The 15,732-nt window shown below is 51.4% G+C and carries 16 protein-coding genes, 2 tRNA genes and 2 rRNA genes; 16 read left to right on the top strand and 4 right to left on the bottom strand.

Annotation, left to right across the window (positions count from 1 at the left end; genetic code table 11):
• The first annotated feature begins 11 nt into the window (after positions 1-11).
• The 3 genes from rrf (EVJ29_RS13050) (at position 12) to EVJ29_RS13040 (ending at position 1,418) form a co-directional block, all read left to right on the top strand.
• Positions 12-127 (top strand): 5S ribosomal RNA (gene rrf, locus EVJ29_RS13050).
• Between the two features lie 117 nt (positions 128-244).
• Positions 245-360: ribosomal RNA gene (gene rrf / locus EVJ29_RS13045) — 5S ribosomal RNA — on the top strand.
• 119 nt (positions 361-479) lie between these two features.
• A complete protein-coding gene (locus tag EVJ29_RS13040) occupies positions 480-1,418 on the top strand; it encodes a hypothetical protein (RefSeq protein WP_131466566.1) in 939 nt (312 codons plus the stop codon).
• A gap of 9 nt (positions 1,419-1,427) precedes the next feature.
• Here the strand turns inward: EVJ29_RS13040 and EVJ29_RS13035 are convergent, their stop codons facing one another.
• A complete protein-coding gene (locus EVJ29_RS13035; RefSeq protein ID WP_070328985.1) occupies positions 1,428-1,805 on the bottom strand; it encodes an HIT family protein in 378 nt (125 codons plus the stop codon).
• Between the two features lie 51 nt (positions 1,806-1,856).
• On the opposite strand from EVJ29_RS13035, the gene EVJ29_RS13030 reads away from it, so the two are divergent.
• Positions 1,857-2,501, top strand: a complete 645-nt coding sequence (locus EVJ29_RS13030) for a uridine kinase family protein (RefSeq protein WP_131490680.1) — start codon at positions 1,857-1,859, stop codon at positions 2,499-2,501.
• Here EVJ29_RS13030 and EVJ29_RS13025 read toward each other — a convergent pair.
• Positions 2,496-3,278: a sporulation protein gene (locus EVJ29_RS13025; RefSeq protein ID WP_016509933.1), complete on the bottom strand. Its 783-nt coding sequence runs from the start codon at positions 3,276-3,278 to the stop codon at positions 2,496-2,498. The genes EVJ29_RS13030 and EVJ29_RS13025 overlap by 6 nt on opposite strands.
• A 141-nt stretch (positions 3,279-3,419) precedes the next feature.
• On the opposite strand from EVJ29_RS13025, the gene EVJ29_RS13020 reads away from it, so the two are divergent.
• From EVJ29_RS13020 to EVJ29_RS12985, 8 genes are all read left to right on the top strand, one after another.
• A tRNA-Met gene (locus EVJ29_RS13020) sits at positions 3,420-3,496 on the top strand.
• Positions 3,497-3,521: 25 nt separating this feature from the next.
• Positions 3,522-3,598, top strand: a tRNA-Met gene (locus tag EVJ29_RS13015).
• Between the two features lie 105 nt (positions 3,599-3,703).
• Positions 3,704-4,153 (top strand): tRNA (adenosine(37)-N6)-threonylcarbamoyltransferase complex ATPase subunit type 1 TsaE, encoded by a 450-nt coding sequence (gene tsaE, locus EVJ29_RS13010; RefSeq protein ID WP_070328987.1) that lies wholly within the window; start codon positions 3,704-3,706, stop codon positions 4,151-4,153.
• Entirely contained in the window at positions 4,150-4,806 is a 657-nt protein-coding gene (gene tsaB / locus EVJ29_RS13005; RefSeq protein WP_131466562.1) for a tRNA (adenosine(37)-N6)-threonylcarbamoyltransferase complex dimerization subunit type 1 TsaB, read from the top strand. Before tsaE ends, tsaB begins: the two co-directional genes overlap by 4 nt.
• A complete protein-coding gene (gene rimI / locus EVJ29_RS13000; protein WP_131490681.1) occupies positions 4,799-5,260 on the top strand; it encodes a ribosomal protein S18-alanine N-acetyltransferase in 462 nt (153 codons plus the stop codon). The genes tsaB and rimI overlap by 8 nt, the downstream gene beginning before the upstream one ends.
• The gene (gene tsaD, locus EVJ29_RS12995) at positions 5,257-6,279 is read left to right on the top strand and encodes a tRNA (adenosine(37)-N6)-threonylcarbamoyltransferase complex transferase subunit TsaD (RefSeq protein ID WP_070328990.1); all 1,023 of its coding nucleotides are present in this window, start codon (positions 5,257-5,259) and stop codon (positions 6,277-6,279) included. Before rimI ends, tsaD begins: the two co-directional genes overlap by 4 nt.
• A 13-nt stretch (positions 6,280-6,292) precedes the next feature.
• Positions 6,293-6,859, top strand: a complete 567-nt coding sequence (locus EVJ29_RS12990; RefSeq protein WP_071399028.1) for a hypothetical protein — start codon at positions 6,293-6,295, stop codon at positions 6,857-6,859.
• Positions 6,860-7,430: 571 nt separating this feature from the next.
• Positions 7,431-8,405 carry a DUF2599 domain-containing protein gene (locus EVJ29_RS12985; RefSeq protein ID WP_131505217.1) on the top strand — a complete coding sequence of 325 codons (975 nt, stop codon included), beginning with the start codon at positions 7,431-7,433 and terminating at the stop codon, positions 8,403-8,405.
• A gap of 380 nt (positions 8,406-8,785) precedes the next feature.
• Here EVJ29_RS12985 and EVJ29_RS12980 read toward each other — a convergent pair whose 3' ends face one another.
• Together EVJ29_RS12980 and EVJ29_RS12975 are read right to left on the bottom strand one after the other, a co-directional pair.
• Complete coding sequence (locus tag EVJ29_RS12980) at positions 8,786-9,193, bottom strand: hypothetical protein (RefSeq protein WP_233589699.1); 408 nt, start codon at positions 9,191-9,193, stop codon at positions 8,786-8,788.
• Complete coding sequence (locus EVJ29_RS12975) at positions 9,190-11,091, bottom strand: ABC-F family ATP-binding cassette domain-containing protein (protein ID WP_131490682.1); 1,902 nt, start codon at positions 11,089-11,091, stop codon at positions 9,190-9,192. Before EVJ29_RS12975 ends, EVJ29_RS12980 begins: the two co-directional genes overlap by 4 nt.
• Positions 11,092-11,240: 149 nt before the next feature.
• Here EVJ29_RS12975 and EVJ29_RS12970 point away from each other — a divergent pair, with 149 nt between their 5' ends.
• From EVJ29_RS12970 to EVJ29_RS12955, 4 genes are all read left to right on the top strand, one after another.
• A complete protein-coding gene (locus tag EVJ29_RS12970) occupies positions 11,241-11,897 on the top strand; it encodes a redox-sensing transcriptional repressor Rex (protein ID WP_070328993.1) in 657 nt (218 codons plus the stop codon).
• Complete coding sequence (locus EVJ29_RS12965) at positions 11,897-12,115, top strand: twin-arginine translocase TatA/TatE family subunit (RefSeq protein WP_016509907.1); 219 nt, start codon at positions 11,897-11,899, stop codon at positions 12,113-12,115. The genes EVJ29_RS12970 and EVJ29_RS12965 overlap by 1 nt, the downstream gene beginning before the upstream one ends.
• Positions 12,116-12,118: 3 nt before the next feature.
• Complete coding sequence (gene tatC, locus EVJ29_RS12960; protein ID WP_070328994.1) at positions 12,119-12,907, top strand: twin-arginine translocase subunit TatC; 789 nt, start codon at positions 12,119-12,121, stop codon at positions 12,905-12,907.
• Between the two features lie 140 nt (positions 12,908-13,047).
• Positions 13,048-15,693, top strand: coding sequence for a hypothetical protein (locus tag EVJ29_RS12955; protein ID WP_131505216.1), 2,646 nt, complete (start codon positions 13,048-13,050; stop codon positions 15,691-15,693).
• Positions 15,694-15,732 lie beyond the last annotated feature (39 nt).

Genomic DNA, 15,732 nt, shown 5'->3' with positions numbered 1-15,732 from the left:
ACAATCCCTTGTCTGGTGGCGATAGCGAAGCGGCCACACCCGTTCCCATGCCGAACACGGAAGTTAAGCGCTTCAGCGCCGAAAGTAGTTGGGGGTCTCCCCCTGTGAGGATAGGACGTTGCCAGGCCATATGAAGGACGACCAAGCACACGCTTGGTCGTTCTTTTGTTTGATGTATAACAAAACGAACTATTTTTAGAAAAAGCGTTGACTTTTTAATTGAACAGCGGTATCATAATACTTGTCTGGTGGCGATAGCGAAGCGGTCACACCCGTTCCCATGCCGAACACGGAAGTTAAGCGCTTCAGCGCCGAAAGTAGTTGGGGGTCTCCCCCTGTGAGGATAGGACGTTGCCGGGCAATATGAAGGACGATCAAGCACATGCTTGGTCGTCCTTTTTTGTCGTTCATTTGAAACTTTTTGTCGTATTTTATCGTACAACGAGACAAGGGTTACAGAAGAAAGGGAGTATACCGCAATGAATGAATTATATGAACACCAGTTGACACTTCAACAAAGCCTTGCTGAACGAGACCGATTGGCTCGTAAACTGAAGACTCTCGACAAACAAATTACTGAACATGAGACTGTTCGAAAACAGTTGCTTAATACGTTCACGAAAGAACAGCGTGATGTCTATGACTTAGAGACATTTTCGCTCGTCAATGCATGGCGTAAGCTGCGTGGAACGTTTAGCGAGCAGCGCACGATTGAATTAGAAGAAGCGGCCCGGGCAGAATTCAAGCTGCGAGAACACGAGGCGATGATTGATGAGTTAGTGCTTGAGCGTCGAGATTTGTATGAAACCTTTGAGGCATATAACGGGATTGATGCGAAATGGGCAGCGTTTATGAAAGAGAAAGAAGGTCACCTGAAGCAGGATCCTAAGGTGAGAGAAGAGTTGTACCGTCTCACGAATCAACAGGCGGAAACGAAAGAAGTGGTCGTCGAGTATAAAGAAGCGATCGCAGCAGGTAACGCAGCACGAGCTGCCATCTCAAAGACGCTCAAACACCTCGACAGTGCGAAGAGTTGGTCGACATATGACACGTTCTTCGGAGGTGGATTGATTGCGACAGCGATGAAACATGACGCGATCGATGCTTCTGAACGGAAGATGCATGAACTCCAATCCGCACTTGAGCGTTTCTCGCGTGAATTGGCTGATGTGAAAGGGATTGTCAGTGGCTTACACATCGAGCGTGGTTCGCTCGTCCAGTTCGCGGATTACTTCCTCGATGATATTTTTTCCGAATGGACGATGCATGGACGAATCAATGATTCGCTCGACAAAGTGAACGGGCTCGATCGCGAGATTGCCAAACTCATTGAAAAAATGACGCGAGATGTCGAGCGGCTGGAACGACAACTCGAAGATACGGAAGAAAAATGGAAACAGCTCATCGTCACACGATGAGCTGTTTGATCATTCCGGCCGCTTCAGCCAGTGTCGTAACCCTTTGCCGGCATGTGGTCCGTCTGCGTAGCGCGGGATGATGTGCAAGTGGGCATGGGGAACTGTCTGATTGGACGCTGTACCGACGTTCCAGCCGAGCGTATAGCCGTCAGGACCGTACGTCTCCTCTAGGAAAGACTTGGCGTCATGAAGCAAGGTGTATGTATCGCTCCATTCCGTCGGTGTTAACTCAAACGTTGTCGCCCGGTGCTGTTTCGGGACGATGACACCGGAACCGACGAGGACGTCTTGTTCGCGGTCATGCATCAGAAAGTAGCACGTGTCGTTCTCAGCGATGATGCGTTGGGACGGATCGAGATGTGGATGACAAAATGGACAGTTCGACATTGGATTGGTACACTTCCTTTCTGTGTATAGTGTATCAAAGGGGGATTTACTATGGAGCGATTCATTAATCAAATCATCGATCAAATTGATCTGAACGAACGGACGCTCATCGGGATTTCGGGTCACGGGGGTGCCGGGAAGACGACGTTCGCCAAACAGTTACAAACACGTCTCGGGGAGGTCAACTACATTAACACCGACCCGTATATCACGGACTCGACGCTTCGGAAGAGTGCGATGATCGACTATACGGTCGATGGGAAGGTGCATCACTATAAGATGACGGCCTGTCATCCGGCGGCGCATCACTTGTTGTCGCTCGAGCGGGACGTCCGGATGGTACGGGAAGGGGTCGGGTTTTATACGATGGATGTCCCGTATCTCGAACGGACGTGGATCGATCCCGAGAAGCAGGTCACCATCGTCGAGGGGATGAGCGTCGCCTTTCTCGATCCAAGGTATATGGATTTATCGGTCTATCTATATACAGATGGGGATACGGAGTTCGCCCGACGCGCTGCTCGTGACATAACGGAGCGAGGGATGGAGATGGAATACTTGAAAGCATCTCATGAAGAACGGCGTCTGCAATACGAGTTGTTCATGCATCCGTATCGCGACAACTTTCAAACGATCGTCTCGATTCAGGGTGACAGGTTGACGATTGAGAAAAGTCCATACAAAAACCGCTCATGAAGAGCGGTGGCTGCGTAGCGTATCTTGGATCCCGAGTCCGAGTCGGTCTTGTTCGTGCTCGAGTTGTTCCCAGGTGAGGGATCGGTGCCGGAGTTCGACGTCGGTCGCCATCGAGTCGAGCGTGCGCTGTCGTTCGATATTGTCGAGCCAGTAATAGACGTCGACCCCATTTTCATCCATGCGCCAGAATGATTTCACGACCTCGAACTCATCGGCCCAGTCGCCGACGGGCTTGAACCCATACTTCTCGACGAACGGATAAGGTCGTTCTTCACCGAGCGGGTCGATGACGTTGCGGACGAACATTAGCTCGAGTCCGGCATGCTCGGTCGCCTCGAGCAATCGTTTCAACTCAGGGAGTGGTTCGATCTCGATGTTTTCGACGACATCGAACCATACGCGTTTACCATCGGTGTCCCAAACAGTCGCTTCGACACTATAAGGGGCGCCCGATGTCGATGGGGCATACATCGTCAAGTCGAACGTGAACGGGATGTGTTCTTCTGCCCCGGGCTCAAGCACGGCCGTGAGGCGAATCGGGACTTCCTGAATGTCGGCCTCGCGGTTGAATTCGTTACCTTCAAGCGTGATGTCTTTGAACGTCGTCAGGAAGTTGAGCGTCAGTTCATGCAGACGGATCACTTTTGACGTCGGGTTCAAGACGCGAAGCGTCCCGTGAACGGTTTGCTTCGGCACGAACGGGATCGTATGGAAATAAACGGACGCATCTAACTCGGAAAAGAACCATTTTTTAAAGCGGTTGCCCCATTTCGACATGTCGGTCGCGCTCCTTTTCTGTTAATAAAGTTACACTCCTTTAAGTGTTCCCGATTCTAATTTCCAAAAAACATTAAGAAAAAGGTTGCATTTTATAACCGTCTCGCTTATTATAGAGGATGTCGAAACAATTCAAATCGTCGCGGGGTGGAGCAGTCTGGTAGCTCGTTGGGCTCATAACCCAAAGGTCGTTGGTTCAAATCCAGCCCCCGCAACCAATTTTTATTTAATTTCATATGTCGTCGCGGGGTGGAGCAGTCTGGTAGCTCGTTGGGCTCATAACCCAAAGGTCGTTGGTTCAAATCCAGCCCCCGCAACCAATTTTTAAATGAGATAGCGAAACGATGACGTTTCGTGTTTTTTTTTGCCTAAAATTGAGTGTACAATGAGTACGTATCGCTAGAATCGACTAAAGGAGAAACATCATGTATACATTGATTACCCATTCCGCGCCAGAGACGCAGGCCGTAGCGGAAAAGCTCGCCGCGCTCGTCAAAGCGGGAACGGTCATAACGCTTAACGGGGACCTCGGTGCCGGCAAGACGACGTTCACCCAAGGGTTCGCCAAAGGACTCGGCGTGACGCGTAATGTCAACAGCCCGACGTTCACCATCATGAAACAATACCAAGGGCGCTTGCCGCTCTACCATATGGACGTCTATCGTCTCGAGGACACCGGGGACGATATCGGTCTCGAAGAATACATCAATGGTGACGGCGTCGCCATCGTCGAATGGTCGAACTTGATCGAGTCGTCGCTACCGACCGAGCGCCTCGCGATCACGATCGAACGGACAGGCGACGAGGAACGTTCAATCACGTTCATACCGACTGGTGAAGCGTATGACACGCTCGTCAAGGAGGTGCTCGCATGAAGCAACTGATGATCGACACGGCGACGACACGTCTGTCCGTCGCCCTCAGTGAGAACGGAAGCATCCAGGCAGAAGCGACGGTCATGGTCTCGAAAAACCACGCCGTCACGCTCATGCCGATGATCGAACAGCTCATGGCGGCCGTCAAATGGACACCGACCGAGCTCGAACGCATCATCGTCACGACGGGACCTGGGTCTTACACCGGCATCCGCATCGGCGTGACGACGGCAAAGACACTCGCTTATACATTGAAACTCCCGCTCGTCGGCGTATCGGCGCTCCGCCTCATGGCGGCGGCCCCGAACACCGAACTTCCGGTCGTGTCACTCATTGACGCACGGCGCGGCAACGCCTATATCGGGCACTATCAACAAAACGCACAAGTCACGCCGGACAGTCACGCCTCGGTCGCTGATTGGCTACAAGCGAACATGACGGGACCGTTCGTCGTCGTTGGTGACGTCGAGCCGTTCCGTGACGTGCTTGCGGCATATGACTATACAGAAGCGCCGGCCGCCCACAGTTATGGCCGGGCCGGTGATCTCGTCGCTTTAGGTGAAGAGACGGCGGACGTGCACGCGTTCGAACCGGAATACCTTCGTCTCGCTGAGGCCGAGGCAAAATGGCTCGAGGGACAAAACAATGGCTGATATCAAAATCCGTCGGATGAACTGGCTCGATGTCGAAGAAGTCACGAAAGTTGAAGAGGCGTCATTCGCCATCCCGTGGACGAAAGAAGCGTTCATGAACGAGATGCTCAAGAACGAGCAGGCGATTTATTTCGTCGCAGTCCATGAACGCCGCGTCATCGGGTTCGTTGGCGTCTGGCAAATCGTCGACGAAGGGCATATCACGAACATCGCTGTCTTACCGGAATACCGGGGTCAAGGTGTCGGCAATATGCTCCTCACGCAGCTCGTCGAGTTCGCCCGTTCGAAGTCACTCGAAGCGCTCACGCTCGAGGTGCGCGTGTCAAACATCGGCGCCCAAAAATTATATGAACAGTTCGGCTTCGAGAACGCTGGTCGCCGGAAACGATACTATCAAGACAATAATGAAGACGCCTATATTTACTGGGCGAAGTTAGGAAGTGAATCACTATGAACACATCGCTCATTCTCGCGATCGAGTCGAGCTGTGATGAGACGTCGGTCGCCCTCATTCGTGACGGCAAGACGCTCTTATCGAACGTCGTCTCGTCGCAGATTGAAAGTCATAAACGGTTCGGCGGCGTCGTACCTGAGGTCGCCTCGCGTCACCACGTCGAGCGGATCACGTACGTCATCGATGACGCACTTAGCGAAGCCGGTGTGACGATGGATGACGTCGACGCGGTCGCGGTCACGCAAGGACCAGGACTCGTCGGTGCCCTTCTCGTCGGGATCAGTGCGGCCAAAGCGCTCGCGTTCGCCCACAGTAAACCGCTCATCGGTGTCCATCACATCGCCGGACACATCTATGCGAATGAACTCGTCGAAGAGATGCAGTTCCCGCTCGTCTGTCTCGTCGTCTCAGGTGGCCACACCGAGCTCGTCTACATGCCAGAGCACGGTGTGTTCGAAGTCATCGGTGAGACACGTGACGATGCGGCTGGTGAGGCGTACGACAAAGTCGCCCGCACGCTCAGTCTCCCATATCCAGGTGGCCCGGCCATCGACCAGTTGGCAGCTAGCGGGGAAGACACGTATAAGTTCCCACGCGTCCGGCTCGAGGCCGGCAGTTTTGACTTCAGCTTCAGCGGACTCAAGTCGTCCGTCATCAACGCCGTCCATAACGCCGAACAACGCGGTGAGACGGTCGTACCAGAAAACTTGGCGGCGAGCTTCCAAGCGAGCGTCGTCGAGGTGCTAGTGGAGAAAGCGATCCGGGCCGTGAAAGAAAAAGGCGCGAAGCAACTGCTCGTTGCCGGTGGGGTCGCGGCGAACCGTGGGCTCCGGGCCGCCCTCAAGGAAGCGACGGAACGGGAAGGCATCCGTCTCGTCATCCCGCCGCTCAATCTGTGCGGGGACAACGCCGGCATGATCGGTGTGGCGGCGCATCACGCGTATGTGCGCGGCAAGCGCGATACACTGGCGATGAATGCGGTTCCTGGGTTATCCTTAGAAGAGAGCATGACAGTCTAGGGGGAACAGAGAGATGACGAAACGTATCATCATTGGAGGGCTCATCGTATTGCTCGTCGTTGCGACGTTTTTGCAAGTACGTGAGATCATCCGCGCTTATAATATCGCTTATGTAGAAGAAATCGTCCCAGAAGAGACGCGGGTCCGTTCGCTGACGGGCGCTGATACGCTCGAAGGCATCACCCGTGTGACCGGTGAGAACACACTCATCGAGACACTGTATGGTTATAAGAATCTAGAAGACCAAGACATCAAGAGCGTCATCGTCGTCGACCGTAACCTCGGCGTGCAGCCGAAAGCGAGCGACGCCTATTACGAGCTCTTCCCGGGCCGTGAGGCGACAGAGGAAGAAGCGGCCAAGTTCGATGCGCTCGTCAAAGAGTTCGACGAACAACAACTGTTCGCGCAAGTCATCTCGGCCCATGAGGCCCGTTATGTGACGAACCGCGAAGAGACGCTGACGTTTTATAAAGTGTTCGTCCGCGACGTCGATACGAACGAGTACGTGTTCTTTATCACGGAAGACGGCATCAAGCTCGACTTCCACACGCGCGGGTTCCAACCGTTGCGCTACTTCTAAAAAAGGCTCACAGAAACGGATATTGTCCGTCTCTGTGAGCCTTTTTCATTTGTCTTCGATGAAGAACGTGACGACGAGAAAAGAACTGCAACTACGGTAGACTTTATAGAAAATGCGCCAAGTGAGTATCGATAGTCAGCCGGCCAATAATATGTGCGCATGGATGGGACGCAATTCATAATCCATCAAGCGGATATTTTTAGTCTACTCCATTGATTTCACCTACTTTCTGTTGTTCGTTTACATAGTCTATCTGACAGTCGGATGAACCGGGCTCGTCACTTTATGGTGATCTTTTTAATAGTGGACTCTGGATGAAATTATAATCACAAAAATGGGAAATGGTTACTTTGAGGGCCATAAGCCTAGTATATTTTTCATGACCTAAGAAAATTGTTGTACTATTGTCCTTTTTGTTTTGATAAAAAAGACATCTAGAAAATTGATTAGCAATCTTGAATACTATTAGAGTGGTGGGAAAGACATGGGCAGAATAGAGAAAACAGATGATTGAACTGCCGATATTTGTCTTTTCCCAAAATATAAAGCTTATATAGTAGGGGACACAACGTTGAGTAAAGGTTTTATAATGAAAGCATGTATGAGTAGTTTGGCTTTATTTACAATACTGGGGACAGCACATCCAGCTTACGCATCTACAAGGGGGAGCGAATCGAAATTGCGTCCAGACGCAGAAGTAGATTCGATTGAAGACGATCGTTTAGTAAACGATACGGATCAGCTTAATGAAATTGAAGTATTTTTCACTAATCCATCAGTTACGATGACGAAAGAAAGTGATGAGTTTAGTATTATACATGAAGACTCAAATTTAGAATTCGATAAAACAGAAGAAGGGAAAGTGATTTTCAGAAACAAAGAAGAACAGTATTCTATTGAAAATGTGGCTTTAGTAGGAGGTGTCCAAATCCTCTACAACATTGAATCAACTGAGTCGCCAAAAGAATATGTCTTAGATTTAGACATTACTGAAGGTAGTCGAATTATTCACGAAGATGGAGAGTACAAAATTGTGAATGAAAAAGGTGAGGTAGAGGTCTTCATTGGCTCCCCTTGGGCGAAAGACAGTAATGGAAACGAAGTCGAAACATATTATGAGATTAAAGACCAACAGTTGATCCAACATATTGATTATGAAGGAACGGATTATCCTTTAGTCGCTGATCCATTGTTCTGCTCGGATACAATCGATAATACAGCGTCGAAGTATACGGACTCTAATACTTTTTCTGTATATCCACGGACATGTGCACGAACGTATATTACAGCTAGCTATACTTTGGGTGGCGCATTATTAGGCGTTTTTGGGTCAACTGCCATCGGAAAACAGATGTGGTCTGAAGTTGTAGCAGACGCTTCGTATCAAGCGACAAGTACGGCAAACCGCCCGAAGCTCAAAGATCAATTTATCTGTCATGCAGTTAACCCGACTACGATTTGGAAATCATCTTGGAATCTAGATACGAATCGACCGGATGTTTCATTGTTGGATACGTATAAAGCACTTTGTAATCCAGACTATTAAAGGCGAGGTAAACTATGAACATTCAATACTTTGAACCAGATTCGTTATTTTTCATTGTAATCGCGTTGCTAATCCTCTATCCAATCCTTCTTTTAGTAGGGGTGACTACGAGTAAAACAAATCTTATTGGAAAGATTATTTACGGTATTTCAGCATTCTTTTATGCTTACGTGATTTGGTATAGCTACAGCCTAGGCATTTACTTAGACGAGATGTCTGATCCGGCACAAGATGAAGTCATCTTTGGTAGTATAGGATATTTCCATTTAATTTTGTTGGCATTCCCCTACATCTTTTTAACGATGGGTTTTACGTTCAAACAGCATACTCGATCATAATAAAAGAGCGCCTTCCGCTATACGCGGATTGGCGCTCTTTCGTCAGTTTTTCGGTTGTCGATAATTATTTCGATACCACATATTCACCCGGCTCACGACGTAGACGATAAACGCGAGCACCCACATGAACAGCGTCTCTCGATAAAAGTGGCCCCAGACCGAGCCAGGCGCATAAAAGCTATGCACCGTGACATCGATCGGCCAAATGACAAGCCGGATGAACAACGTGCTCATAAGCAAGCCGCTGAAGAGGCTGATGATGATACCGGACCATGTTTGGATGATAAACCCGACGACAATCGGCAGGAAGTAAAATAAAATGATCGGGACGTTCGTCGCCTCGCCGCGGATGAGTTCCGAGATATACTCGGTCCCACTCGGCACGATGTAGACGAACCCGGTCAGGAACGCATGCATCCAATCGATCCGCATGGCACGGGAACGCATCATGAATGGAGTTCCTCCCATTCTGTGAACAGTTCCGTGATCGACTCTTTCGTCGCGTCGGACTCGGTCGACAGCTCTTGGGCGCGGGCGAAGTCGTTGAACACGTCCGGTTCGCATAACAGCTGCTCGATTTCTTCAAGCCGAGCTTCGTGGCGCTCGATTGTCAGCTCGATCTCTTCGACCCGCTGTTTCAACCGGCGTTCTTCGCGCTGCTGTTCCTTGTCGGCGCGCTGCTTCTTGACGACGACTTGTTTCGTCTCCTCGCGGGCGAGCCGGGCAAGGTCCTCGAGCTCTTCTTTCTTCTCGACGTAATACGAGTAGTCGCCGAGGTACTCATCGATGCCGTTCGGCGTGATCTCTAAGACACGCGTCGCGAGCCGGTCGATGAAGTAACGGTCGTGGGAGACGAACAAGATCGTCCCGGGATAGTCGACGAGCGCGTTCTCGAGGATCATCTTCGAGTCGAGGTCCAAGTGGTTCGTCGGCTCATCCAAGACGAGCAAGTTCGGTTGCTCGAGCTTGAGCTTGGCGAGCGTCAGCCGGGCCCGTTCGCCGCCGGATAGTTCTTGGACGCGTTTCATGACGTCGTCCCCGCTGAACAAGAACTGGCCGAGCAGACTGCGGACTTCTTGCTCGCGCATGAGCGGCCAGTCGTTCCAAATCTCGTCGATGACGCGGTTCGCGTCCGACAAGTTCTGTTGTTCCTGGTCGTAGTAGCCGATTTCGACGCCGGTACCGTAGCGGATGTCACCGGTGAGCGGTGGTTGTTGTTTCGTCAACACTTTGAGGAGCGTCGATTTGCCGACTCCGTTCGGGCCGACGAGGGCGACCGACTCGCCGCGTTGCAGTTGGAAACGCAAGTGTTGTGCGATCGGTTCTTCGTAGCCGATGGCGAGGTCGCTGCCGCTCAACACATCGTTCCCGCTTTGGCGTTTGATCGAGAACGACAACACCGCGCTTCGTTCGTCACCGTCCGGCACGTCCATGCGGTCGATCTTCTCGAGCCGCTTGCGGACGCTTTGGGCGCGTTTCGTCGTCGTCGCCCGGGCGATGTTCCGTTGGATGAAGTCTTGCATCTTGGCGATCTCTTCTTGTTGCGACTCGAACTGTTTCTTCTCTTGCTCGTAAAGCGCGGCCTTCTGCTCGAGGAATTTCGTATAGTTCCCGACGAAGCGGCGGCTGCGGTTGCGTGACAGCTCGTAGACGACCGAGACGACGCGGTCGAGGAAGTAACGGTCATGGGAGACGATGAGGACGGCACCTTTATAGCCGCTCAAATATTTCTCGAGCCAGCTGAGCGTCTCGATGTCCAAATGGTTCGTCGGCTCATCCAAGATGAGCAGGTCCGGGCTTTGCAGGAGCATCTTCGCTAAGGCAAGACGTGTCCGCTGTCCCCCTGAGAGCGTATCGATCCGACGTTCGAAGTCGTCCGGGTAAAACCGCATCCCGTGCAAGATCGAGCGGATTGTCGCTTCATACTGATAGCCGCCGCGGTCTTTGAACGTGTGTTGCTCCTCGTCATACGCCGCAAGCAGACGCTCGTAGGCGGCCGGGTCGTTCAAGATCCGCTCCGAGCCCATGTCTTGCTCCATCTGGCGGAGCGTCTTCTCTTGTTCGATCAAGTCGGTGAAGACGGTGAGCATCTCGTTCCACATCGTCTCGTTCGATTCTAATCCTGAGTCTTGGGCGAGATAGCCGATCGTCACGTCTTTTGGCTTCATGATGTCGCCCGAGTCATAGTTGTACTCGCCGGCGATGACTTTTAACAGCGTCGACTTGCCGGCGCCGTTGCGGCCGACGAGGGCGACGCGTTCGCCTTCTTGGATTTCTAGTTTGACATTCTCTAAAATCGGCTCGACGCCGAACGATTTGGATAAGTTGTTGACTTGCAGTAGGATCAAGTGAAAAAACCCCTTTCTCTCTGTTTAGTATACTTTATTTCTTCCCCTTTTCAGGTATATTCATTGAGTGCTTATGTGAATTCGTTTACAATCAAGGTGTATGAAATCAGATTCGTTTGAAACGCGTCGTAAAAAGGAGGCTCTTTCCGTTGAGTCAAAACGAACCAAAGATTCCGCAAGCGACAGCCAAACGGTTGCCACTATACTATCGGTTTATCCAAAGCCTACATTCGTCAGGGAAACAGCGTGTCTCTTCTGCTGAACTGAGCGAGGCGGTCAAGGTCGATTCGGCAACGATTCGCCGTGACTTCTCATACTTCGGTGCGCTCGGTAAAAAGGGATATGGCTATAACGTACAGTATCTGTTAGAATTTTTCCGTAAGACGCTGAATCAAGACGAGATCACGAACGTCGCCTTGGTCGGGGTCGGTCATCTCGGGACAGCGTTCGTCAACTATAACTTCCTTAAAAACAATAACACACATATCGTCGTCGGGTTCGACGCAGACGAGACAAAAGTCGGCACGACGATGTCAGGTGTCCCGATTCATCACGTCGATGAGATGGAACAGATTATGAAGCAAAACAAAATCGATGTCGCCATCCTCACGGTCCCGTCTGCCTACGCGCAACCGGTCGCCGATGATTTGGTCCGCTATGGCGTTCGAGGGATCTTGAACTTCACGCCGGCGCGATTGACTGTACCGGACACGGTCCGCGTCCATCATATCGACTTGTCGATCGAACTCCAGTCGCTCATTTACTTTATGCAACACTATCCATCCGCTGAGGGGGTCCATCAATAATGGAATTTCTACAATCATCACTCGTCGTCGGTATCCCAGGTGGCGTCAGTATTTTCGTCATCGCCATCATCGCGCTCATCCTCTTCGGGCCGAAGAAATTGCCAGAGTTCGGCCGGGCAGCGGGGCAGACGCTCCGTGAGTTCAAAAATGCCACGAACGGTATGATGAAAGAGCACGATGAGACCGACAAGAAAGAAATTGAGAAGAAAGAGCAGTAAGCCATGAGCCATCAACCTGATCAAGAACGGGCACTGTCCGATCACTTGACAGAGCTGCGGAGACGACTGATGCTGTCGGCATTTGTCGTCTTTGCCTTCTTTCTGATCGCTTTGCCGAGTGTCAAATACGTGCTCGCCTATCTGCAGGCGGACCTCGTCGAACGAGGGCTCGAGCTGAACGCCTTTGGGGTCGCGGACCCGCTCATGATTTACTTGAACTTGGCGCTCGTCATCGGGCTCGTCGCATCGGGTCCATTTCTACTGTATCAACTGTGGGCGTTCGTCGCACCTGGTCTGCATCCGAATGAACGAAAATGGACGCTCGCCTATATCCCGGTCATCTTTATCTTGTTCCTCATCGGTCTCGCATTCGCCTACTATTGGTTGTTCCCGCTCGTCCTCGATATCTCGACGGACCTCGGGCAAGACCTCGGTCTGACGCAAATCATCGGGGCGACGAACTATTTCACGTTCCTGTTGCAACTGACGATCCCGTTTGGACTGTTGTTCCAACTTCCGGTCGTGACGATGTTCTTGACGCGCATCGGTGTCGTGACGCCGTACTTCCTCTCAAAAATTCGGAAGTACGCCTACTTCGCCTTGTTCGTCATCGCGGCATTCATCACGCCGCCGGATTTGACGTCGCACCTCATGGTGTCGCTGCCGCTCTTCTTCTTATATGAGATCAGCTTATCGATCTCGCGTGTGACGTACCGCGGTGTGCTCCGACGTGAGAAAGAGGCGATGGTGAAAGAACAGATGGATTTGATGAAGCAAATGAATGAGAAGTGAACACTACGTCATGTGACGTGGTGTTTTTTTTAATTTTAGGGCTATTAAATTTTGAAAAAACAACTTAAAATTAGGAAGGTTGAATTAAAAATGGATTATTTTTGAAAGTTATGTATTCATAAACAGAAATGAGGAGAACGATGAACAAATGGTTATGGAGCATACTCGTTGTGCTCGTCATGGTGGCAGCGCCCGGATTAGACGTTCGGGCAGAGGGTTATGCCAAGCCTGAAGTCATTCCGGCAGGAGAAGTGGTAGGAAATAGTGAATATGTGTGGCGCTCAGGAGATCCTGAGACGCTCGTCCATGTGAAGACCGGTGAAGTCTATACATTACCGATTCGAGTGTCCGTCTTGCACAACATTCACGCAGTCGGGGACGGTCGATTTATTTTGGAAGGGTGGCAACAATGGATGGTATGGGATATCCATACCGATTCAGGTTCAAGCTTTCCGATTGAGCCGGGAAGCGGTCTGGATGCAGTCGTTGCGATCAATCAGTCGGCGGAAACAGTTTTATGGACCGACGACAAAAAATATGTCACCACGTCGATGGCAGGGGACATCCTCGGGTCGATCACTAAAGAGAGTATGTATGAAGCATACGGACTGCTCGACGACGGAAATGTCCTCGCATTCGTGGATGGCCAAATCACGAAACGGACAGTGACGGGTGAAGTGCTCGAGACGCTTGGTTCATATACGGGCCAGGTGAGGGGAGCGTCGTTGATCAAGGGAGCGAACCAGTGGGTCGTCACAAAATCCGGTGACTGGGAACATCTCAATATATTCGATATAGCGACGAAACGATGGATTGAGAAAGATGCGCCAGACGTAAGGAATCTAAGTTGGAAAGACGGCGTCTACTACTTCACGATTCGAAAGATGTACACGACGTTTTATGTCAGTTATAACGTGGCGACGAATGAGTGGCGAGAAGCGCCGATCGATGACGCGGACGTCCGACAGCACGGACCGTGGTATGTCTTTTCTGAAAACCGCACGGTAGGTTATACGCCGGAGTCGTTATGGAAAGCACCATGGAAACTGCTTGTCAACGTGCCGAAAACGACGGCACGTTATGAAGTAGGTCGTCCCTATGAAGTGAACGGAACCGTGACACTTGTCGATGGGACGGTTTTACCTGTCTCGGGTACCGAGTTGAAGGCCCGTTTAGCTTACCAAGACGATCCATTCGTCTGGGAGCAAGACAAACTGACGCTGCAGACGAATGGTTCTTATGACATGATTTTCGAGTGGAATGATTTGGACCGACGCTTAGATTTATGGGCGTCGAATTACGTACCCCTCACACTCGATCCACCGTCGGGCGTATTAGGTCCGATCAGTGGGAAGACGGCGCCGAACACGCCGGTGTTTGTCAGCGTGACGAAAAACTTGTATCTATCGAATTCATCGGATTCATTGTTGAACTATCAATCGACGACGGTCCAATCGGATGAATCAGGGCGCTATACGTGGCAACCTGCGCGTTGGTTCACACCGGGATCTCGCGTGACTGTGAAAATCGGTAGTAAGTCGGGCGTGTACGCCGAACCAATCGAACTTCAGACGGTCAAGGAGAGTGAGGACACGTCACCGAACGGCATCTCGGTTCTGACGAAAACGGTCACTTCAGGTGTCACGTTGAAAACGACGCCGAACGCCTCGGTGGATGTGTTGATTCGCAGTGGGAAATACTACGAAGTTTTGAATGAGCAGGCAGATGAGGACGGGCTCGTTTCGATTAAAGAGTTCAATACGATGCCTGTAGACACCGGAACAAAAGTCTACTACAAATTAAAAGAGGCACCCGCTTCAGCGTTCCGGCTCACAACCGTTGAGACAAGAGTGGAACCGCCTGTGTTTTCGTGGACTCGGACACCGTTGATGTATGACAAATCCATCAATGTCACATCGAGTACCGATCAGGCCTATCGCATTTATCGAAATGGTACGCATGTGGCGACAACACGCGCGATGCCGTACACGTTCGACACCCCACTGAAAGAAGGGGAGGTCATTCTCGTCACACGCTCGAGCGGCGATGCGACGTACCAACTCACGAAAAAGGTCCAAGCGTTCACACCGACGCTCAGTGTGACGGACACGCTGATGACGAAGACAGAGGCGACGCTCACGATCAAGAAGACGAGTACGGCGACTGTTCGATTTTACGTGAATGATAAGCTCGTCACGGCGAAACGTCTGTCGACGACGCGATACACGGTCCCGGCCAAACCGGGAGATGTGATTCGTGTCCGAGCGGCGGTCGGATCGAAGTCGCGTGACGTCTCGGTCAATTTGCCGAAGACATCGCTGTCGACGCTCTCAATCAACGATGAGAAGTCGCTTTGGGTCGGATACGTGATTCCGAACAGTACCGTCACGTTGAAGAACGGTTCGAAAGTACTTGCTACGGCGAAGGCAAGCAGTACCGGGCGAGTGACGCTCCGCTTCACCCGTCAGCCGATTAACGGGACGCTGTCCTTGACGAGTCAAGGAGGACTGTTCCGCCATGTGCAGACGTCGAAAGTGACTGTTGGTCCGACGCCTACACTCATGACAACGATTCCGTCGAGTGCGTCGAAGACACTCAAGGCGACTTCGAACGTCGCATACGGCACGTTGACGCTCACACGTGGCTCGACCGTCCTCACCAAGAAGACGGTGACGGCTACGTCGACGACGCTCAGTTTCGCCTCACAAAAGAAAGGGACGAAATTGACGCTCCGTCTCGTGACGCCGCAAGGTCGGAGTGTGACGAAAACAATTTATGTACGGTAATAGAGGAGCCATTCGCTGAAGCGGATGGCTTTTTTCTGA

This window comes from Exiguobacterium sp. SH4S7 (assembly GCF_004336795.1).
Lineage (GTDB): Bacteria > Bacillota > Bacilli > Exiguobacteriales > Exiguobacteriaceae > Exiguobacterium > Exiguobacterium aurantiacum_A.
This window is presented reverse-complemented; position numbering and strand designations above follow the sequence as displayed.